Genomic DNA, 19,079 nt, shown 5'->3' with positions numbered 1-19,079 from the left:
CGGCGCTCCCGGGCCGCTGTCCGACCCCCTCCCGGGCCGCATCCCGCCGCCCGTCCCGACCTGCTCCGGAAGGGTTCCGGAGCAGGTCACACGCCCGGGGCAGCGCTCACCGCTGGACGTGTGCTAGCTTAGAGCTCGTTGCAGTTGTGGTACCCATGAACTTTATGTGCGCCTGACGGGAATGCTCCGACAGGCGCTTTAATTGTTTTTACCGGAGTCTCCGGATGGGGCCCTTGCCGCCTATTCAGGAGATTCAAAATGGCACTTGGCACCGTGAAGTGGTTCAACTCGGAAAAGGGCTTCGGCTTCATCGAGCAGGACGGTGGCGGTCCGGACGTGTTCGCCCACTACTCGAACATCGCCACCCAGGGCTTCCGTGAGCTCCAGGAGGGCCAGCGCGTGTCCTTCGACGTCACCCAGGGCCAGAAGGGCCCCCAGGCGGAGAACATCATCCCCGCCTAATTCCTTCAGCATGCCGGGGTCCGCGCCGTGAGGTGCGGGCCCCGGCTTGTCTGCTGTCTCGACCGCGTTCGCAAGATCGCGTTTAGCGTTTTACCTGCCGGTATCAGGAGGGCACTTTCCGCATGACCAGCTCCAGCTCCGCACGACCCAGCCGCCGCCCCACCCGGGGTCGAGGTACGGCCCAGGGGCGTCCGAAGGCTGGCGCGGGACGGCAGAAGTCCGCCCCCGTAGCCCGGCCGCAAGAATTCACCATGCCCGAACCGCTGACCCCGGCCCTCCCGCCGGTGGCCGCGTTCGAGGACATGGACATGCCCGAGGCGCTGCTGAAGACCCTCGCCGCCCAGGGCGTGACCGAGCCGTTCCCGATCCAGGCCGCGACGCTGCCGAACTCCCTCGCCGGCCGTGACCTGCTCGGCCGGGGCCGCACCGGCTCCGGCAAGACGCTGGCCTTCGGCCTGGCCCTGCTCTCCCGCACCGCCGGCCGCCGCGCGCAGCCGAAGGCGCCGCTCGCCATGGTCCTCGTACCGACCCGCGAGCTCGCGCAGCAGGTGACCGACGCCCTGGCCCCGTACGCCACGGCCGTGAACCTGCGCATCGCGACCGTCGTCGGCGGCATGTCGATCAACCGGCAGTCCGGCGCCCTGCGCCGCGGCGCCGAGGTGCTCGTCGCCACCCCCGGCCGCCTGAAGGACCTCATCGACCGCGGTGACGCCGACCTCTCGCAGGTCTCCATCACGGTCCTCGACGAGGCCGACCAGATGACCGACATGGGCTTCATGCCGCAGGTCACCGCGCTCCTCAAGCAGGTCGAGCCCGAGGGCCAGACCATGCTGTTCTCGGCGACGCTCGACAAGAACATCGACAAGCTCGTCAAGATGTTCCTGCACGACCCGGTCGCCTTCTCCGTCGACCCGTCCGCCGGCGCGGTCAGCACGATGGAGCACCACGTCCTGTACGTCATGGACGAGACCGACAAGAAGGCCGTGGCGACGCGTATAGCCGCTCGCGACGGCCGGGTCATCATGTTCGTCGACACCAAGCGCGGGGTCGACCGCATGGTCAAGAAGCTCCTCGCCGACGGCGTGCGCGCCTCCGGCCTGCACGGCGGCCGTTCCCAGCCGCAGCGCAACCGCACCCTCGACTGGTTCAAGACGGGCGAGGTCACCGCGCTGGTCGCCACCAACGTGGCCGCGCGCGGCATCCACATCGACGACCTCGACCTCGTCGTCAACGTGGACCCGCCGACCGACCACAAGGACTACCTGCACCGCGGCGGCCGTACCGCCCGCGCCGGCGAGTCCGGCAGTGTCGTCACCCTGGTGCTCCCCGACCAGAAGCGCGACATGACCCGCCTGATGTCGGACGCCGGCATCTCGCCGCGCACCGCTCAGATCAAGTCCTCCGACGAGGAGCTGGCCCGCCTCACCGGCGCCAAGGCGCCCTCGGGCATCCCCGTGGTGCTGGAGGTGCCGCAGGCGACCCCGCCGAAGCAGCGCACCGGCTCCGGCAACGGCAACGGTGGCGGCTCGCGCCGCCGCTCCGGCGGTCCGCGCACCGGCGCGGCCACGGGCGGCGCTCCGGCGGCGGGCGGCCGTGGGCGTCGTGGCGGTTCGGGCGCGACCGGGCAGGCCCCCGCGGCCGCCGCGGGCCAGGCCCGTCGCGGTCAGGGTGGTCAGGCCGGCGCCGCCGGCGGCGCCGGCGGCCAGGGCCGTCGCACCGGGGGCGGCGCCTCCGGCGGCGCGGCCGCCGCGTCCGCGCGCAGCCGGGTCGGCTCCGCCGGCCAGGGCCGCCGCCGGGCGGTCTGACCCGCGCACGACGTACGACGTACCACCGGGCCGGGCGGCGCATCACGCGCCGCCCGGCCCGGTGCCGTTCGTAGGGGGTCGGTGGCGCGGGGCCGTTACCGGACCATCCTGGACTGGAGCTTCGTCAGCGTCCGCAGGTCCAGGCCGAGGCCCTGCGTCAAGTAGCCGTAGAAACCGCCGTAGTCGGCTTCCATGCGGACGGTCGCCGCGTCCAGGTAGTCCTGACGGACCTCCTGGAGCGGGATCAGCAGGTCGGGGTTCTGCATCCGGCCGGACTGCTTGAGGCCGGCGCGGACCTGGGCGTCGTAGGCGCCGCGGAAGGTGTTCGAGGCCAGGTAGTCGCGCTCGGCCGTCGCCTCGGGCACGGCCAGGGCGCGCAGCAGGACGTAACTCATCCACCCCGTACGGTCCTTGCCGGACGTGCAGTGGTACAGCAGCGGCGCCTGACCGCCGTCCGCGATCTCCCGCAACGTGGTCGCGAACTGCGCCCGGTTCTCGGGGCTCGTCACGAACGTGCGGTAGATGTCGCGCATGTAGGCCTCGGCGCGACCACCGCCCAGCATCTGTTCCTGTTTGACGGGGTCGCCGCTGCCGATCGCGCCGACGAGGGTTCCGTAGAGGCCGAGGTCGCTGATCGGGCGGGCGGTGGCGGACAGGCCGGGCGGCAGCTTGTCGGCGCCGTCGTACTGGACCTCCATGGGGATGCGGAAGTCGATGGCCTTCTTGAGGCCGAGACCGGAGACGGTGGTGATGTCCGCCGCGGTCAGCTTGCTCAGGGCGTCGGAGCGGTAGACCAGGCCCTGGCGGACCTGACCACCGGTCCAGGTGCGGTAGCCGCCGATGTCCCGGACGTTGACGGCGCCCTGGAGCGGAATCTGGCGAATCGTTTCAGCCGGCTGTTGCCAGCGCGGCGGCTGGTGGTGCCGGGCACTGACCCCGGCTCCGGGCGCCGCCTGCGCGGACGCGGAGGCGGGCAGGGTTCCGGCGGCGAGCACGGCGGCGGTCGCCGCGATCACCAGTCGGATGCGGGCACGGCTCATGAGGACGACTCCTGTGACGGAGAAGGGGGATCACCCTGGTGGTGGCAGGGTGCCGAGCACGCGTGGACCGCCGTGTCCGTACAGACGGTCCAGCACGGTGTGTGCCTCGGCCATGACGCGGTCGACGAGTTCCGCGCAGGACGGCAGATCCTCGATCACCCCCGCGACCTGGCCGGATGCCATGACGCCGAGGTCCGTACGGCCCTCGACCATGGACGCCTTCAGGAGCATGGGGGTGTTCGCGGCGAGCAGGACCTGGCTCCAGGACAGGTCCTTGCCGTGTTTCATCGCCAGGCCGTCGCGGACCATCGCGGACCACGACAGCCCCGACAGCTTCCGGAACCCGGCCGCGTGCCGCACCGCCCGCGCCAGCGCCCGGGCGCGGCCCGACCGCTCCAGGGCGTCGACCAGTTCGGTGCGCAGCATCCGGTGCGGCATCCCGTCGACGGCCGTGGTGACGGTGACGTCCTTCACCGTGGCCTTCAGGTACTCGGCCTTCACGGCGTCCGGGACGGTGGAGTCCGAGGTCAGCAGGAAGCGGGTGCCCATGGCGATGCCCGCCGCCCCGTAGGCGAGCGCGGCGACCAGGCCCCGTCCGTCGCAGAAGCCGCCGGCGGCGACCACCGGGATGTCGACCGCGTCGACCACCTGCGGCAACAGCACCGTCGTCGCCACATCCCCGGTGTGGCCGCCGCCCTCGCCGCCCTGCACGATCACCGCGTCCGCGCCCCAGGCGGCGACCTTCTCGGCGTGCCGGCGGGCACCGATCGAGGGGATCACGACGACGCCCGCGTCCTTCAGCCGGGCGATCAGCTCCCGGGACGGGGCGAGGGCGAAGGAGGCGACCTTCACGCCCTCGGCGACGATCAGCTCCACCCGCTCGGCGGCGTCGCCGGCGTCGGCCCTCAGGTTGACCCCGAAGGGCGCGTCCGTACGGGAGCGGACCTCCCGGACCGCCGAGCGCAGTTGGTCCACCGTCATCGTCGCCGAGGCCAGGATGCCGAGGGCCCCCGCGTCGGCCGCCGCCGACACCAGGCGCGGTCCGGCCACCCAGCCCATGCCGGTCTGCACGATCGGGTGGCGGACCCCGACCAGCTTCGTGAACGCCGTCTCCACCGCGTCAGCCCCGCACTTCGCGCTCGCGCAGCCCTTTGGGGTCGATCACCTCGCGGATCAACCGCAGTTCCCCCGGCGAGGGTTCCCGCGTGTACGGGACCTCCCCGCTCACCGCGAGCTCGAAGCCGGTGGCGGCGCGGACCTGGTCGACGCTCACCCCCGGATGCACGGAGGCCAGGCGCATCGAGCGGTCCGGGCCGTCGAAGTCGAAGACGCCGAGGTCGCTGACGACGCGGGGGAGCCGGTGGAAGCGCGTCACCCCGGCCGCCGCGGCCCGGTCGTGACCGACCCCGCTGACCATGTCGACGCGTTCGACGAAGACCCGGGTCGAATGCTTGGGGATCCAGTAGCTCACCGGGTTGTTCAAGGTGTTGACGGGTGCTCCCCGCACCCCCAGGAGTTGGCGGGTGGGTCGCTCCCAGTCGCCGATGCAGGAGATGTTCTGGTTGCCGAACCGGTCGATCTGGCTCGCGCCCATCATCACGTGCCGCTTGCCGCCCGTGACCATCGTCAGGTGGCGGCGGTAGGGGAGCCAGCCCTCGGGCGTGCCGTCGAGGCCGACGAGCATCGCCTCGCCGTCGGTCAGCAACAGGTCGGGGGAGAACGTCCGCTTCGCGAGCCGGGCCCCGAAGGAGGGGATCAGGCCCATCGGGCTCGCGAGGACCTCGCCGTTGTCGCGCCAGGCCTCGGCGCAGGCGATCACGCAGTACTCGGCCCGGGTGACGGCGGGGGTGTCGGTGGCGGTTTCGGCGGGGGCGTGGGCGCTGCTCAACTCTGCTCCTCGTGCCAGGTCCGGACGGCGGACCGGTAGTCGTGCTCGCCCGCCCCGGACAGGAAGCGGTCGGCGAACTCGGGCCAGGGGGTGGACGCGTAGAGCTTCTGGAAGGCCTCTTCGCGGTCGTGGTCGGGCGCGCAGGAGGTGGGGTGCGCGCCGCCCGGGGTCTCCACGACCCCGGTGACCGCGTGCCGGCTGACGAGGAGGGACTGCGGGGGGCCGGACTTGGACAGCTCGGCGGTTTCCACGAGCTGTTCGCAGGAGACGTACGCGGTGTCCGCGGCTTCGCAGAACAGGTCGTCGAAGTACGGGTCGGGGCCCAGGTACTGGGCGTTGCCGAGGCGGTCCGCGCGGTTGAGGTGGACCAGGGCGGCGTCCAGGCGCAGGGCGGGGACGGCGACGAACTCCTCGCCGTCGGCGTAGGGGGAGGTGACGGTGCGCAGCTCGGGGTTGACCCGCATGACGTCGGAGCCGAGGCCGGCGCGGACGGGCAGGAAGGGCAGCCGGTTCGCGGCGGCGTGCAGCCCCCACATGAACATGGCTTCGTCGAGCTCGGTGAGGGTGAGGGCGCCGCTCTCGCGGGCGGCCCGGAAGTGCGGCTCCAGCGGGATGGAGTCGAGGGTGACGAAGGGGGCGACCAGCCGCCGGATCCGGCCGGCGGCGGCGAGCATGCCCACGTCGGGGCCGCCGTAGGAGACCACGGTGAGATCGGTGATCCCGGAGCGGAGCAGTGCTCGCACCAAGGCCATCGGCTTGCGCCGGGAGCCCCAGCCGCCGATGCCGATGGTCATGCCGCTGCTCAGTCGGCCGACCACCTCCTCGGGGGTCATGGTCTTGTCGCTCACGCCGTCCCTTCCTTCCCGAAGGTGTCGCGGACCCGGTCGGCGACACCGCTGAGGTTGGCCTCGAAGGTGAAGCCCTGCTCGAAGCGGTAGCTGCGGCGCACGTCCACGGGGTCGATGCCGTTGATGGCGGCCTTGGCGAGGCGGATCAGGTAGCCGTCCTTGCGCGCGATCTCGGCCGCCAGCTCCAGGGCCGCCTCCCGCACCTCCTCGCGCGGCACCACCTTCCACACCGAGCCGTGCGCGTGCAGTTCGGCGGCGGTCGCGGTGCGGGAGGTGTAGTAGAGGGTGCGCATCAGGTGCTGGGGGACCAGCCGGGCCAGGTGGGTGGCGGCGCCGAGGGCGCCCCGGTCCAGTTCGGGCAGCCCGAAGGTGGCGTCGTCCGAGGCGACGATCGCGTCGGCGTTGCCCACCAGGCCGATGCCGCCGCCGAGGCAGAAGCCGTGCACGGCCGCGACGACCGGGACCTCGCACTCGTAGACGGCGGCGAAGGCCTCGGCGCAGCCGCGGTTGGCCCCGATGAGGGAGGCGTGCCCGGTATCGCGCTGCATCTCCTTGATGTCGACCCCGGCGTTGAAGCCGCGGCCCCCGGCGGCCAGAACGACGCAGCGCACCGCGGGGTCGCGGCCGGCCGCGCGCAGGGCGTCGGCGAGGTCGTACCAGCCCTGTACGGGCAGCGCGTTGACGGGCGGGAAGTCGACTGTGACGAGTGCGATGCCCTTGTCCGGGCTGGAGGTGGAGACACCCATGAGCGGATCAGCTACCTTTCCACCAAACATTTGTTAGGTGAGGAAGGTAGCAGCCGATGGAGCTCAATGGGAGGGTCGTCGTCGTCACGGGCGGAACCCGGGGCGTCGGCGCCGGGATCGCCCGCTCGTTCCTCGCGGCGGGCGCGCGGGTCGTCGTCTGCGCGCGGCGCCCGCCCGCCGAACCGGTCGGGGCGGGCGGCCGGCAGGCCGATTTCACCGCCCTCGACCTGCGCGATCCGGACGCCGTACGGGAATTCTTCGCCGAGGTCGCCGAGCGGTACGGGCGGCTCGACTGCCTGGTCAACAACGCGGGCGGCACCCCGTACCGGCTGCTGGGCGAGGGGGAGGCCGAGCGGCACGCACGCGTCGTCGACCTCAACCTGGTGGCTCCGCTGACGGCCTCGCTCGCGGCGCACCCGTGGCTGCGCGCGGCGCGCGGCTCGGTCGTGATGATCGGCAGCGTCAGCGGCACCCGGCCCTCTCCGGGTACGGCGGCCTACGGGGCGGCGAAGGCGGGCCTGGAGAACCTGGCCCGGTCGATGGCCGTGGAGTGGGCGCCCGACGTACGGGTCAACTCACTGGTCCTCGGCATGGTGCGGACCGAACTGTCGCACCTGCACTACGGCGACGAGGCGGGCGTCGCCGCCGTCGGCGCGACCGTGCCCCTGGGTCGGCTGGCCGAGCCCTCGGACGTGGGGGAGGCGGCGGTGTTCCTCGCCTCCGACCGGGCGGCCTATGTGAGCGGGGCGAGCCTGCTGGTGCACGGCGGCGGCGAACGTCCGGCGTTCCTCGATGCGGCAACTGTCAACAAGGAGAGCTGAAATGGGAATGGCTGACGGACGCGTGGTCGTGGTGACGGGCGCGGGACGGGGGCTGGGCCGGGCCCACGCCCTGGCCTTCGCGACGGAAGGGGCCCGGGTCGTCGTCAACGACCTGGGCGTGGGACTCGACGGCCGGCCGCAGGCGGACGGACCGGCCGCCCGGGTCGTCGCCGAGATCCGGGAACGGGGCGGCGAGGCGGTGGCCCACGGCGGGGACATCGCGACGGGTGAGGGCGCGGCCTCCCTGGTGGAGTGCGCGGTGTCCGCCTTCGGCCGGCTGGACACCCTCGTCAACAACGCCGGGTTCCTGCGGGACCGAATGCTGGTGAACCTCGGCGAGGACGACTGGGACGCGGTCGTACGGGTCCACCTCAAGGGCCACTTCCTGCCGCTGCGGGAGGCCGCCGGCTGGTGGCGGGCGGAGGCGAAGGCCGGTCGGCCGGTGGCCGCGCGGGTGGTCAACACCTCCTCCGGCGCCGGGCTGCTCGGCTCGGTCGGGCAGGGCAACTACAGCGCGGCCAAGGCGGGCATCCTCGGCATGACCCTGGTCGCGGCTGCCGAAATGGGCCGGTACGGGGTCCAGGTCAACGCGATCGCCCCCGCCGCCCGGACCCGGATGACCGAACAGGCCTTCGCCGAGACCATGGCCGCCCCCGCCGCCGGTGCCTTCGACGCGATGGCCCCCGAGAACGTGTCCCCGCTGGTGGTGTGGCTCGGCTCGGACGCCTCGGCCGGGGTCACCGGCCGGGTCTTCGAGACCGAGGGCGGCCGGATCACCGTCATGGAGGGCTGGCGCCCCGGACCCACCGCGGACCGCGGGGCCCGGTGGACCCCCGCAGAGGCGGGCGAGACGGCGGCGAAGCTGCTGGCCGCGGCGGAAGCGCCGCACCCGGTGTACGGGGCGCGGTAGGCGGAGCGGGACGCCGGAACGGGAGCGGGGCGCGGTCCGGTGCGGGCCGCGCCCCGCCGTGCCGCGTGCTGCGTGCTTCTGGACATCTTCGACGGCGGGGCCGGCGCGCGCGCCGCGGCCGGCGCGGGACGGCCGGGCTGCTGGGCGGGGTGGCGCGGCGGATACGGCCCGCGCGGATTCCGGCCAGGAAATGCGGCCCGGGGTCATTGGCCACATCGGGTCCTTCCCCATCCACTCACGGCTGTGGTGGCATGTCCACGCCCAATTCGGCAGTGGATCGACCGGATGGAGAAAAGAAAATGCAGCTTCGCAGACTGAGTACCGGCGCGGCCGTCATGGCCCTGTCGGCCATGGCGGTGGCCGCGCCGGTGCAGGCGGACTCCCCGTACACCCCGCCGCCCGGGAGAATTACCGTCGACGTGGTCGGGGTGAACGGCTCGGGCTGCCCCCAGGGCACCGCCGAGGTCGCCGCGGCCTCCGACAACACCGCGTTCACCGTCACGTACAGCAACTACCTCGCCCAGGCCGGGGCGGGCGCCGGCGGCACCGAGTTCCGCAAGAACTGTCAGCTCGCCCTGCGGATCCACGTCCCCCAGGGGTTCACGTACGCCATCGCCCGGGCCGACTACCGCGGCTTCGCGCACCTCCAGCGCGGTGCCTACGGGCAGGAGCGCGCCAACTACTACTTCCAGGGCCAGGCCCAGACCGCGCGCAGCACCCACCAGTTCACCGGCCCCCTCAGCGACAACTGGCAGGCGAGCGACCGCACGGAGTACGCCGACCTCGTCTGGGCGCCGTGCGGCGAGGAACGCAACCTCAACGTCAACACCGAGCTGCGGGTGTACGCCGGGACGTCGAACCCGCAGGCCCCGAGCTTCATGAGCATGGACTCGACGGACGGCAGCGTCAGCACGGTCTACCACTTCGAGTGGAAGGAATGCCCCGCGGGCTGACCGGCGCGAGCGAGCACAGCAACCCCCCGACCCCGTCAGGAGTGATGACGATGTCCCCCTCGCTGTCCCGCACCCTGCTCGTCGGCGGCGCGGCCGCCGCCCTGATCGCCACCGCCACACCGGCCGGAGCCTCCGGATCGGGCCCGATCACCGCGCCGCCCGACAAGATCGTGATCGAACTCGCCACCGTGAACGGCTCGGGCTGCCGCGAAGGCACCGCCGAGGTCGCCGTGGCCCCGGACAACACCGCCTTCACCGTCACGTACAGCGAGTACCTCGCGCAGGTCGGCCCCGGCGCCCCGCCGACGGCGTTCCGCAAGAACTGTCAGCTCAACCTGCGCGTCCACGTGCCCAACGGGTTCACCTACGCGATCGTCCAGGCCGACTACCGCGGATTCGCATTCCTCCAACCCGGAGCCTGGGGCCAGGAAAGGGCGAACTACTACTTCCAGGGAATGCCCCAGACATCCCAGCGGACCCATCAGTTCGGTGGACCGTTCAACGACAACTGGCAGGCGACCGACCGGACGGAATACGCCGACCTGGTATGGGCGCCCTGCGGGGAAAAGCGCAATTTCAACATCAATACCGAACTGCGGGTGAATGCGGGCACCTCCAACCCGCAGGCGACCAGCTTCATGGCGATGGACTCCACCGACGCCAGCGTCAACACCCTGTACCACCTCGCCTGGCAGGCGTGCCCCGCGCCGCGGGCGTAGCGCCGTGAGCCGGGGGCGGGGCCGACGTGCGACCGGCCCCGCCCCACCGGGCGTCCCGCCCACGCCGACGGGCGGGACGTCCGCACCATCGGGGGCCCTGCGCACCGCGGGGTCCCCGCGGCACGGGGCGTCCGCACCGCGCGCCGTCCCGGCGGGCCGGGACGCGGACGTCCCGGCCCGTGGCCTTTCCCGCTCACCGGGAAGACGCCCTCCCTCCCGCGCCCGCCGCCCGCCTACCGTCTGCCGCACCACACACCACGCAGCCGGGAGGACCCCATGATCGACGACCGGCGCCGGCGCGAGGCCGCCGAGCTGCTGCGCGGGGCCGAGCGGCACCGGGCCCCCGTACGGCCGCTGACCGAGCTGTTCGAGGGGATCGACGCGCAGGACGCGTACGAGATCCAGCTGATCAACATCCGCCACCGCACCACCGGCGAGGGCGCCCGCGTCACCGGCCACAAGGTCGGCCTCTCCTCGCCCGTCATGCAGGCCATGATGGGCGTCGACGAGCCCGACTACGGCCACCTGCTGGACACGATGGAACTGCGCCGGGACCGCCCCGTGCGGGCCGGCGCGTACTGCGCGCCCCGCATCGAGGCCGAGGTCGGCTTCGTCCTCGGCGCCGACCTGCCCGGCGAGGGCTGCACCGAGGCCGACGTACTGGCCGCCACCGAACGCGTCGTCCCCGCACTGGAGTTGATCGACAGCCGGATCGCGGACTGGCGCATCACCATCGCCGACACCATCGCCGACAACGCCTCCTCCGCCGGCTACGTCATCGGCGAGGGCCGCGACCCCCGCGAACTCGACCTGAAGAAGGTCGAGGCCGAGGTCACCTGCGGGGGCGAACTCCTCGCCGAGGGACGCGCCGACGCCGTCCTGGGCGACCCGGCCACCGCCGTCGCCTGGCTGGCCCGCACCGTCGCCCGGTTCGGCGTCCCGCTGCGCGAGGGCCACCTGATCCTGCCCGGGTCCTGCACCCGCGCCGTGGACGTACGCGCCGGCCGGACGTACACCGCCGACTTCACCGGGCTCGGCCCGGTGTCCCTCTCCTTCGTCTGAGGCCCGTACGGGAGTACCGCATGAAGAAAGCCACCGCAGCCGTCATCGGCTCCGGCAACATCGGCACCGACCTGCTCCACAAACTGCTCCGCTCCCCGCACATCGAGCCCCGCTGGATGATCGGCGTGGACCCCGACAGCGAAGGCCTCGCCCGTGCCCGCCGCGCCGGACTCGACACCTCCCACGAGGGCGTCGACTGGCTCCTGGCCCGCGACGAACTGCCCGACCTGGTCTTCGAGGCCACCTCCGCCTCCGTCCACCGGGCCAACGCCCCGCGCTACGCCGAACTCGGCATCAAGGCCGTCGACCTCACCCCCGCCGCGATCGGCCCCGCCGTGGTCCCGCCCGCGAACCTGACCGCCCACCTCGACCGGGCCAACGTCAACATGATCACCTGCGGCGGCCAGGCCACCATCCCCATGGTGTACGCCGTCTCCCGCGTGGTGCCCGTCGCCTACGCGGAGATCGTCGCCTCGGTGGCCTCCGTCTCGGCCGGCCCCGGCACCCGCGCCAACATCGACGAGTTCACCCGCACCACCGCCCGAGGCATCGAGGACATCGGTGGCGCCGCCCGCGGCAAGGCGATCATCATCCTCAACCCGGCCGAACCCCCGGTGATGATGCGCGACACCGTCTTCTGCGCGATCCCGCCGGACGCCGACCGCGAGGCCGTCGCCGCCTCCATCCACCAGGTCGTTCGAGAGGTGGCCTCGTACGTCCCCGGCTACCGGCTGCGCACCGAGCCGCAGTTCGACGAACCGTCCGCGGCCAACGGCGGCAACGCCCGCGTCGCGGTGTTCCTGGAGGTCGAGGGCGCGGGCGACTACCTGCCGCCGTACGCCGGGAACCTCGACATCATGACCGCCGCCGCCACCAAGGTCGGCGAGGAGTTCGCCAAGGAGCTGCACCGTTGAACGCCTACTCCGACACCCTCGACATCCGCGTCACCGACTCCTGCCTGCGGGACGGCTCGCACGCCAAACGGCACCAGTTCACCGTCGAGGACGTGACGTCCATCGTCGCCGCCCTCGACACGGCCGGAGTCCCCGTCATCGAGGTCACCCACGGCGACGGACTCGGCGGGTCCTCCTTCAACTACGGCTTCTCCCGGACCCCCGAGCAGGAACTCATCAGGGCCGCCGCCGCAACGGCCCGGAACGCGAAGATCGCCTTCCTGATGCTGCCCGGACTCGGCGTGAAGGACGACATCCGCGCCGCCCACGCGAGCGGCGGGAGCATCTGCCGGATCGCCACCCACTGCACCGAGGCCGACATCTCCGTCCAACACTTCGGGCTGGCCCGCGCGATGGGCCTGGAAACCGTGGGCTTCCTGATGATGGCCCACTCCACCAGCCCCGAGAACCTCGCCCGTCAGGCCCGGATCATGGCCGACGCCGGCTGCCAGTGCGTGTACGTCGTCGACTCCGCGGGCGCCCTCGTCATGGACCAGGTCACCGACCGGGTCGCGGCGCTCGTCGCCGAACTGGGCTCCGACGCCCAGGTCGGCTTCCACGGCCACGAGAACCTCGGCCTCGGCGTCGGCAACTCGGTGGCCGCCGTACGGGCCGGCGCCCTCCAGATCGACGGCTCCACCCGCCGCCTGGGAGCCGGCGCGGGCAACACCCCCGTCGAGGCCTTCGCCGCCGTCTGCCAGAAGATGGGCATCCGCACCGGCATCGACGTCCTCGCCCTCATCGACGCGGCCGAGGACGTGGTGCGGCCCGTCATGGACGACGAGTGCCGCCTGGACCGGATGTCCCTGCTCATGGGCCACGCCGGCGTCTACTCCAGCTTCCTCGTGCACGCCTACCGGCAGGCCGAGCGCTACGGCGTCCCCGGCGCGCGGATCCTGCTGCGCGCGGGCGAACGCCGCCTGGTCGGCGGCCAGGAGGACCAGCTCATCGACATCGCCCTGGAACTCGCGGCCGAGGCCCGCGACTCCCGCGCGTAACCCGACCTGCCGCGCCCCGACCCGAGCCGGCCGGACCGCCCCGGCCGCGCCCCGGGCACCCCCGCAGCACACCCCACAAAGAAGTGGAGGGCCTCCCCATGGCCTCAACCGACGAAGGACCCCGCGTCATCGAGGCGGCGGCCGTACCCACCCGCTTCGCCCGCGGCTGGCACTGCCTCGGCCTCGCCGCCGCCTTCGAGGACGGCGCCCCGCACGAGGTGGAGGCCTTCGGGACCCGTCTCGTCGTCTTCCGCGGCGCCGACAGCGCAGAGCTGAGCGTCCTGAACGCCTACTGCCCCCACATGGGCGGCAACCTCGCCCACGGCACCGTCAAGGGCGACACCGTCGCCTGCCCCTTCCACGACTGGCGCTGGTCCGGCAACGGCCGCTGCGCCGACGTCCCCTACGCCCGCCGCGTCCCGCCGCGCGCCCGCACCCGAGCCTGGACCACCCTGCGGCGCAACGGCCAGCTCTACGTCTGGCACGACCCGGAGGGCAACCCGCCGCCCGAAGGCGTCACCATCCCCGAGATCGAGGGGTACGGCAGCGCCGACTGGAGCGAGTGGAGCTGGAACTCCCTGCGCGTGGAGAACGCCAACTGTCGCGAGATCGTCGACAACGTCGTGGACATGGCGCACTTCTACTACGTGCACTACGCCTTCCCGCACTACTTCAAGAACGTCTTCGACGGGCACGTCGCCACCCAGTACATGGAGTCCACCCCGCGCGGCGACGTCGACCTCGGCACCCTCTCCACCGGCGGCGGCCTGCGCTCCGACGCCTCCTACCACGGCCCCTCCTACATGATCGACCGGCTGTGGAGCGACGTCGGCGGCGGCCTGGAGATGGAGTCCGTACTGATCAACTGCCACTACCCGGTCGACGAGAACAGCTTCGTCCTCATGTACGGGGCGAGCGTCAAGAAGCTCCCCGGCATGGACGACGCCCAGGCCGCCGAAGCCGCCCGCCTCACCGCCGAGGGCCTGGCCGTCGGCTTCGAGCAGGACGTGGAGATCTGGCGGAACAAGACCCGCATCGACAACCCCCTCCTCACCGAGGAGGACGGACCGGTCTACCAACTCCGCCGCTGGTACGAGCAGTTCTACGTGGACGCGGCCGACGTCAAGGACGAGATGGTCCGGCGCTTCGAGTTCGAGATCGACACCGCCCGCGCCACCGCCGCCTGGAAGGCCGAGGTCGAGGAGAACCTCGCCCGCCGCGCCGCCTCCCCGGGCGGCGCGTGATGACGCCCGTCGCCTGCGGGGAGTGCGGGACCGAGGTGCTGTGCGAGAAGTTCAGCGCCGCCCACGTCCAGGTCCAGTGGACCGACCGGGCCGCCTCCGTGTGCCCCCGCATCGCCGCCGGAGAACTCAGCGCCCGCGTCCGCTCCTGCCCGGCCCTGCGCGCCGGCATCGAGGCGGCCGTACGGGAGGGCAGGCTGGAGGTGCCCGCCGATGCGTGAGACCACCGCCGCGCCGGCCGACGCCGTCCGGGACCCGGCGCGGGTGGGCGCCGGCGGCTCGCTGCGAGTGCGCGTCCGCGAGCGGATCCAGGAGACCCCGGACGCCGTGTCCCTCGTACTCGACGCCGAACTCCCGTACCGGCCAGGCCAGTTCCTCACCCTGCGGATCCCCGGTGGCGGGGCCCGCTGCTACTCCCTGGCCAGTTCCCCGCACACCGGCGAGCCCATGAGGATCACCGTCAAACGGGTCCCCGGCGGGCTCGGCTCCGGCTGGGTCTGCGACACCGTCGCGGCAGGGGACGAACTGGAGGTGCTGGCGCCGGCCGGTGGCTTCACCCCCGGCCCGGACGGCCTCGACCGGGACCTGCTGCTCGTCGCGGGCGGCAGCGGCATCACCCCGGTGCTCTCCCTGACCAAGTCCGCCCTCGCCGCCGGGCGGGGCCGGATCGCCCTGCTGTACGCCAACCGGGACCCGGAGTCGGTCATCTTCCGCGACGAACTGGAGCGGCTGGCGGCGCGGCACCCGGACCGGCTCACCGTCGTGCACTGGCTGGAGAGCCTGCGAGGGCTGCCGACCGCCGTCCGGCTCGGGGAGCTCGTCGCCCCGTACGCGGGCCGCGAGGCCTGGCTGTGCGGGCCCGGACCGCTCATGGACGCCGCCGAGACGGCCCTGCGCTCGGCCGGGGCGCCCGGCGCCCGCATCCACCGCGAGCGCTACTTCTCCCTCGGCGCCGACGTGTTCGCCCCCGGGGCGGCGCCCGCGACCGCCCCCGATCCCGGGGCGGAGGCCGTCGCCGTCGCGGAACTCGACGGGGAAACCCGTACCGCGCCCTGGTCGCGCGGGGTCACCCTGCTCGACGCCCTCCTCGCCGCGGGCGTCGAGGCCCCGTACTCCTGCCGGGAGGGCGCCTGCGCGGCCTGCTGCTGCCGGGTCGTGGAGGGCGAGGTGTCGATGGTCCGCAACGAGGTGCTGGACGCGGAGGACCTGGCCGACGGATACGTCCTCGCCTGCCAGGCCCTGCCGCTCACCGACCGGGTGCGGGTGACGTACGAGTGAGGGGCGACGGCCGGGCCGATGGGCGAAGGGCCGGGGCGACGGGCGAGGGGCCGGGCCGATGGGCGACCGGTCGGGTCGATGCGCGACGGGTCGGGCGGAGAGGGCGCGGCGCCCGGTGAAACGCAACGGGCCCGGCCCCCTGGCGAGGGGTCGGGTCCGGTGTGTGTGCGATGGGGTATCTGTACCCGCTACATCCACTCGCTGAACCGCAACCAGCCCATCATGTTGTCCATCGCCCGCGCCGACACCGCCGGCTCCGCGTCCACGGGCGGTACGCGGGTCGACGCGCGGCCCGCCCGCCCCGGCCCGTACAGCTCGCGCCACACGGATCGCGCGCAGGCCAGGACGGCGGGCGCCAGCCGGGCCGGCTCGTGCTCGCCCCGGCAGGAGGAGAGGGACACGGCGGCGACCGCCCGTCCCGCGCCCCGCAACGGCGCGGCCACGCAGTGGACCCCGCGGAAGGTTTCCTCCCGGTCGTAGGCGACGCCGCGCTCGCGGGTCGCCGCCAGCTCCGCGCGCAGCGCGGCCGGACGGACCAGGGTCCGGGCCGTGCGCGGACGCAGCCCCCGGGCCAGGACCTCCTCGACGGTGTCCTGGTCGCCGAAGGCCAACAGCGCCTTCCCGGCGGCCGTGGAGCAGGCCGGCAACCGGCCGCCGACCCGGGAGGGCACGGCGCCCGCCTCCGACCCGCCGATCCGCTCCAGACAGACCACTTCGGCCCCGTCCAGCACCGACAGGTGCACCAGCCGGCCCGTCTGCTCGTGCAGCGCGTGCAGCAGCGGCAGGGCCGCCCGGCGCAACCGGTTGTGGTGGGCGGCGAGCGCGCCGAGCTCCAGCATCCGCATGCCCATCCGGTAGTCCCGGCCCTCCCGGTCCAGCCAGCGCAACTGCACCAACTGGTCCAGGATCCGGTGGGCGGACGAGCGGGGGATCCCGCTGCGGCGCACCACCTCGGTCAGCGAGAGCCGTGGCTGCGGACCCTCGAAGGCGCCCAGCACCTTGGCGGCCTTCTCCAGCAGTGACAGCGGTGCGAGTCCGCTCTCCATGACCTGATCGAGCACGAGGAACCCCCTGCGTGAGGCGTTGGAGCGACCCTGCCACGCGGTCCCCGGCGCGGGGAAGGACCCGGAACCGTGTATTTCATTCAGTAATACTTCTGATCGGTATGAGTGAGGGGTCCGGCGTCCGGACCGACCGGCCGGGCGCACCGCTCCGACGCCCCTCACGACGCCTTCCCACTCAGCGGGAACGCCCCGTTCCTCGCCCCCGACCCCCGGGCGTACGTTCACCGCACCCCGAAGCCGACGCCCCCGAGAAAGGGACACCATGAGCGACGAAGACGTCCTCGACGCAGTCCGCGCCCTCGCCCCGGCCCTGCGCGAACGCGCCGCCGAAGCGGAAGCCCAGCGCAGGGTCCCCGAGGCGAGCATCAAGGAACTCGCGGACGCCGGATTCTTCCGCCTGCTCCAGCCCAGGGCGTACGGCGGGCGCGCCGCGCACCCCGGGGTCTTCTACAGCGCCGTCAAGGAGATCGCCAAGGCCTGCGGCTCCACCGGCTGGGTCGCGTCCGTCGTCGGCGTCCACCCCTGGCACGTCGCGCTCTACGACCCCCGCGCCCAGGAGGAGGTGTGGGGTACGGACCGCGACACCCGCATCTGCTCCTCGTACGCCCCCACCGGCAAGGTCGCCCCGGTCGCCGGCGGGTTCACGCTCAGTGGCCGCTGGCACTTCTCCTCCGGCTGCGACCACGCGGACTGGGCCCTGCTCGGCGCGCTCGTCACCGACGCCGAGGGCCGGCCCGTGGACATGCGCACCTTCCTCGTACCGCGCGACCAGTACCGGATCGACGAGGTCTGGGACACCGTGGGCCTGCGCGGCTCCGGCTCCAACGACATCGTCGTCGAGGAGGTCTTCGTCCCGGAACACCGCGCCCTCAGCTTCGGCCCCGTCACCGCCCTGGACGTCCCCGGCCACGCGGTCAACCCCGAGCCCCTCTACCGGCTCCCCTACGCCTCGATCTTCACCACCACCATCTCCACCCCGATCGTCGGCATCGCCGAGGGCGCCTACGAGGGATACGTCACCGCCACCCGCGAACGCTTCCGGACCTCCTACGGCCAGCAGGTCGCCGAGGACCCCTTCGCGCAGGTCCGCATCGCCCGCGCCGCCAGCGACATCGACGCCTCCTGGCTCCAGCTCCGGCGCAACATCGGCGACCTCTACGAACGCGCCGAACGCGGCGAACCCCTGCCGCTGCCGCTGCGCACCCGGGCCCGCCGCGACCAGGTCCTCGCCACCGAACGCTGCGTCGCCGCCGTCGACCTCCTCATGGAGAACGCGGGCGGCGGCGCCATGCGCACCGGCGCCAACCCCGTCCAACGGGCCTGGCGCGACGTCCACACCGGACGCGGCCACGCCGCCAACGACCCCGAACGGGCACTGGTCCTCTTCGGCCAGGGCGCCCTCGGCCTCGACATCCAGGACACGATGCTGTGAGCCCCACCTACCAGAGCACCTCCCGGACCGTGAAGGCCGGCGGCCTCGCCCTCCACCACCACGTCGCGGGACCCGCCGACGCACCCGTCGTGATCATGCTGCACGGCGGTGGCCCCGGCGCCTCCGGCTGGTCCAACTTCGGCGCCAACCTGCCCCACTTCGCCGGCCGGTTCCGCACCCTGCTCGTCGACCTGCCCTGCTACGGCCGCTCCGACAAGCCCGAACCCGACTGCGACTACTTCACCTTCAGCGCCCGCGCCGTCGTCGCGCTCATGGACGAACTCGGCATCGACAGCGCCCACTTCATCGGCAACTCACTCGGCGGCGGCACCGCCGTCCGGATCGCCCTCGACCACCCCGACCGGGTCTCGAAACTGCTCCTGATGGGCCCCGGCGGCATCTCCTTGAACCTGTTCTCCGCCGACCCCACCGAAGGCATCAAACGGCTCTTCGAGTTCAGCCTCGCCCCCGAACCCACCCGGACCGCGATGCGCACCTTCCTCACCACCCTCGTCCACGACCCGGCCGTCGTCACCGACGCCCTCGTCGAGGAGCGCTACGCACAGGCCATCGACCCCGAGGCCCGCCTCGGCAACGCCCGCATGGCCGCGGCCTTCACGAAATGGCCCGAGGACACCCTCCTGTGGCGCGAGGCCCACCGCATCACCCAACCGGTGCTCCTCACCTGGGGTCGCGAGGACCGGGTGAACCCCGTCGACGGCGCCTTCCTCGCCCTCAAGACCATCCCCGACGCCCGCCTCCACGTCTTCCCGCGCTGCGGGCACTGGGCCCAGACCGAGGCCGCCGCCGAGTTCAACCGCCTCGCCACCGACTTCTTCCTCCACCCGTAACCAGAGGA

General features: G+C 72.9%; 20 protein-coding genes. 14 read left to right on the top strand and 6 right to left on the bottom strand.

The window, feature by feature from the left end; translation table 11 throughout:
• The first annotated feature begins 258 nt into the window (after nucleotides 1-258).
• Nucleotides 259-462 carry a cold-shock protein gene (locus tag ACFY0I_RS24845; protein ID WP_030010141.1) on the top strand — a complete coding sequence of 68 codons (204 nt, stop codon included), beginning with the start codon at nucleotides 259-261 and terminating at the stop codon, nucleotides 460-462.
• Nucleotides 463-584: 122 nt separating this feature from the next.
• Nucleotides 585-2,267 carry a DEAD/DEAH box helicase gene (locus ACFY0I_RS24840; protein ID WP_388899749.1) on the top strand — a complete coding sequence of 561 codons (1,683 nt, stop codon included), beginning with the start codon at nucleotides 585-587 and terminating at the stop codon, nucleotides 2,265-2,267.
• A 95-nt stretch (nucleotides 2,268-2,362) separates the two neighbouring features.
• Here ACFY0I_RS24840 and ACFY0I_RS24835 read toward each other — a convergent pair whose 3' ends face one another.
• The 5 genes from ACFY0I_RS24835 to ACFY0I_RS24815 are packed head-to-tail and all read right to left on the bottom strand — an operon-like array spanning nucleotide 2,363 to nucleotide 6,789.
• Nucleotides 2,363-3,307: a tyrosine-protein phosphatase gene (locus tag ACFY0I_RS24835; RefSeq protein ID WP_388899746.1), complete on the bottom strand. Its 945-nt coding sequence runs from the start codon at nucleotides 3,305-3,307 to the stop codon at nucleotides 2,363-2,365.
• A 30-nt stretch (nucleotides 3,308-3,337) separates the two neighbouring features.
• Nucleotides 3,338-4,423 carry an NAD(P)H-dependent flavin oxidoreductase gene (locus tag ACFY0I_RS24830; RefSeq protein ID WP_388899744.1) on the bottom strand — a complete coding sequence of 362 codons (1,086 nt, stop codon included), beginning with the start codon at nucleotides 4,421-4,423 and terminating at the stop codon, nucleotides 3,338-3,340.
• A gap of 4 nt (nucleotides 4,424-4,427) precedes the next feature.
• Entirely contained in the window at nucleotides 4,428-5,195 is a 768-nt protein-coding gene (locus ACFY0I_RS24825; protein WP_388899741.1) for a CoA-transferase subunit beta, read from the bottom strand.
• Nucleotides 5,192-6,043, bottom strand: coding sequence for a CoA transferase subunit A (locus tag ACFY0I_RS24820; protein ID WP_388899739.1), 852 nt, complete (start codon nucleotides 6,041-6,043; stop codon nucleotides 5,192-5,194). Before ACFY0I_RS24820 ends, ACFY0I_RS24825 begins: the two co-directional genes overlap by 4 nt.
• Nucleotides 6,040-6,789, bottom strand: a complete 750-nt coding sequence (locus tag ACFY0I_RS24815; protein WP_388899737.1) for an enoyl-CoA hydratase family protein — start codon at nucleotides 6,787-6,789, stop codon at nucleotides 6,040-6,042. The genes ACFY0I_RS24820 and ACFY0I_RS24815 overlap by 4 nt, the downstream gene beginning before the upstream one ends.
• Nucleotides 6,790-6,845: 56 nt before the next feature.
• Between ACFY0I_RS24815 and ACFY0I_RS24810 the strand changes: the two genes are divergently transcribed.
• The 10 genes from ACFY0I_RS24810 (at nucleotide 6,846) to ACFY0I_RS24765 (ending at nucleotide 15,724) form a co-directional block, all read left to right on the top strand.
• A complete protein-coding gene (locus ACFY0I_RS24810) occupies nucleotides 6,846-7,610 on the top strand; it encodes an SDR family oxidoreductase (protein ID WP_388899734.1) in 765 nt (254 codons plus the stop codon).
• A gap of 1 nt (nucleotide 7,611) precedes the next feature.
• Nucleotides 7,612-8,520, top strand: coding sequence for an SDR family oxidoreductase (locus tag ACFY0I_RS24805; RefSeq protein ID WP_388899731.1), 909 nt, complete (start codon nucleotides 7,612-7,614; stop codon nucleotides 8,518-8,520).
• A 299-nt stretch (nucleotides 8,521-8,819) separates the two neighbouring features.
• Nucleotides 8,820-9,473 (top strand): DUF4360 domain-containing protein, encoded by a 654-nt coding sequence (locus ACFY0I_RS24800; RefSeq protein ID WP_388899728.1) that lies wholly within the window; start codon nucleotides 8,820-8,822, stop codon nucleotides 9,471-9,473.
• Between the two features lie 44 nt (nucleotides 9,474-9,517).
• A complete protein-coding gene (locus tag ACFY0I_RS24795; protein ID WP_388899725.1) occupies nucleotides 9,518-10,192 on the top strand; it encodes a DUF4360 domain-containing protein in 675 nt (224 codons plus the stop codon).
• A gap of 276 nt (nucleotides 10,193-10,468) precedes the next feature.
• Nucleotides 10,469-11,254: a 2-keto-4-pentenoate hydratase gene (locus tag ACFY0I_RS24790; protein ID WP_388899722.1), complete on the top strand. Its 786-nt coding sequence runs from the start codon at nucleotides 10,469-10,471 to the stop codon at nucleotides 11,252-11,254.
• Between the two features lie 20 nt (nucleotides 11,255-11,274).
• Nucleotides 11,275-12,168: an acetaldehyde dehydrogenase (acetylating) gene (locus ACFY0I_RS24785; protein WP_388899718.1), complete on the top strand. Its 894-nt coding sequence runs from the start codon at nucleotides 11,275-11,277 to the stop codon at nucleotides 12,166-12,168.
• Entirely contained in the window at nucleotides 12,165-13,205 is a 1,041-nt protein-coding gene (gene dmpG / locus ACFY0I_RS24780) for a 4-hydroxy-2-oxovalerate aldolase (RefSeq protein ID WP_388899716.1), read from the top strand. The genes ACFY0I_RS24785 and dmpG overlap by 4 nt, the downstream gene beginning before the upstream one ends.
• A gap of 98 nt (nucleotides 13,206-13,303) precedes the next feature.
• Nucleotides 13,304-14,449, top strand: coding sequence for a Rieske 2Fe-2S domain-containing protein (locus ACFY0I_RS24775; protein WP_388899714.1), 1,146 nt, complete (start codon nucleotides 13,304-13,306; stop codon nucleotides 14,447-14,449).
• Nucleotides 14,449-14,667 (top strand): hypothetical protein, encoded by a 219-nt coding sequence (locus tag ACFY0I_RS24770; protein ID WP_388899711.1) that lies wholly within the window; start codon nucleotides 14,449-14,451, stop codon nucleotides 14,665-14,667. Before ACFY0I_RS24775 ends, ACFY0I_RS24770 begins: the two co-directional genes overlap by 1 nt.
• Nucleotides 14,660-15,724 carry a 2Fe-2S iron-sulfur cluster-binding protein gene (locus tag ACFY0I_RS24765; protein WP_388899708.1) on the top strand — a complete coding sequence of 355 codons (1,065 nt, stop codon included), beginning with the start codon at nucleotides 14,660-14,662 and terminating at the stop codon, nucleotides 15,722-15,724. Before ACFY0I_RS24770 ends, ACFY0I_RS24765 begins: the two co-directional genes overlap by 8 nt.
• 188 nt (nucleotides 15,725-15,912) lie before the next feature.
• Here the strand turns inward: ACFY0I_RS24765 and ACFY0I_RS24760 are convergent, their stop codons facing one another.
• The gene (locus tag ACFY0I_RS24760) at nucleotides 15,913-16,785 is read right to left on the bottom strand and encodes an IclR family transcriptional regulator (protein ID WP_388899705.1); all 873 of its coding nucleotides are present in this window, start codon (nucleotides 16,783-16,785) and stop codon (nucleotides 15,913-15,915) included.
• 265 nt (nucleotides 16,786-17,050) lie between these two features.
• Between ACFY0I_RS24760 and hsaA the strand changes: the two genes are divergently transcribed.
• Nucleotides 17,051-18,220, top strand: coding sequence for a 3-hydroxy-9,10-secoandrosta-1,3,5(10)-triene-9,17-dione monooxygenase oxygenase subunit (gene hsaA / locus ACFY0I_RS24755; protein ID WP_388899702.1), 1,170 nt, complete (start codon nucleotides 17,051-17,053; stop codon nucleotides 18,218-18,220).
• On the top strand, nucleotides 18,217-19,071 hold the full coding sequence (gene hsaD / locus ACFY0I_RS24750; RefSeq protein WP_388899699.1) for a 4,5:9,10-diseco-3-hydroxy-5,9,17-trioxoandrosta-1(10),2-diene-4-oate hydrolase: 855 nt from the start codon (nucleotides 18,217-18,219) through the stop codon (nucleotides 19,069-19,071). The genes hsaA and hsaD overlap by 4 nt, the downstream gene beginning before the upstream one ends.
• Nucleotides 19,072-19,079: the final 8 nt, after the last annotated feature.

Source organism: Streptomyces sp. NPDC001568, assembly GCF_042893755.1.
GTDB lineage: Bacteria > Actinomycetota > Actinomycetes > Streptomycetales > Streptomycetaceae > Streptomyces.
The sequence above is the reverse complement of the archived record's forward strand: the minus strand, read 5'-3'. Positions and strand labels throughout refer to the sequence as shown.

Coding starts and splice junctions, on each gene's coding strand:
- ACFY0I_RS24845 (WP_030010141.1), top strand. CDS start 259: ATGGCACTTGGCACCGTGAAGTGGTTCAACTCGGAAAAGGGCTTCGGC.
- ACFY0I_RS24840 (WP_388899749.1), top strand. CDS start 585: ATGACCAGCTCCAGCTCCGCACGACCCAGCCGCCGCCCCACCCGGGGT.
- ACFY0I_RS24835 (WP_388899746.1), bottom strand. CDS start 3,307: ATGAGCCGTGCCCGCATCCGACTGGTGATCGCGGCGACCGCCGCCGTG.
- ACFY0I_RS24815 (WP_388899737.1), bottom strand. CDS start 6,789: ATGGGTGTCTCCACCTCCAGCCCGGACAAGGGCATCGCACTCGTCACA.
- ACFY0I_RS24810 (WP_388899734.1), top strand. CDS start 6,846: ATGGAGCTCAATGGGAGGGTCGTCGTCGTCACGGGCGGAACCCGGGGC.
- ACFY0I_RS24805 (WP_388899731.1), top strand. CDS start 7,612: ATGGGAATGGCTGACGGACGCGTGGTCGTGGTGACGGGCGCGGGACGG.
- ACFY0I_RS24800 (WP_388899728.1), top strand. CDS start 8,820: ATGCAGCTTCGCAGACTGAGTACCGGCGCGGCCGTCATGGCCCTGTCG.
- ACFY0I_RS24795 (WP_388899725.1), top strand. CDS start 9,518: ATGACGATGTCCCCCTCGCTGTCCCGCACCCTGCTCGTCGGCGGCGCG.
- ACFY0I_RS24790 (WP_388899722.1), top strand. CDS start 10,469: ATGATCGACGACCGGCGCCGGCGCGAGGCCGCCGAGCTGCTGCGCGGG.
- ACFY0I_RS24785 (WP_388899718.1), top strand. CDS start 11,275: ATGAAGAAAGCCACCGCAGCCGTCATCGGCTCCGGCAACATCGGCACC.
- ACFY0I_RS24775 (WP_388899714.1), top strand. CDS start 13,304: ATGGCCTCAACCGACGAAGGACCCCGCGTCATCGAGGCGGCGGCCGTA.
- ACFY0I_RS24770 (WP_388899711.1), top strand. CDS start 14,449: ATGACGCCCGTCGCCTGCGGGGAGTGCGGGACCGAGGTGCTGTGCGAG.
- ACFY0I_RS24765 (WP_388899708.1), top strand. CDS start 14,660: ATGCGTGAGACCACCGCCGCGCCGGCCGACGCCGTCCGGGACCCGGCG.
- hsaA (WP_388899702.1), top strand. CDS start 17,051: ATGAGCGACGAAGACGTCCTCGACGCAGTCCGCGCCCTCGCCCCGGCC.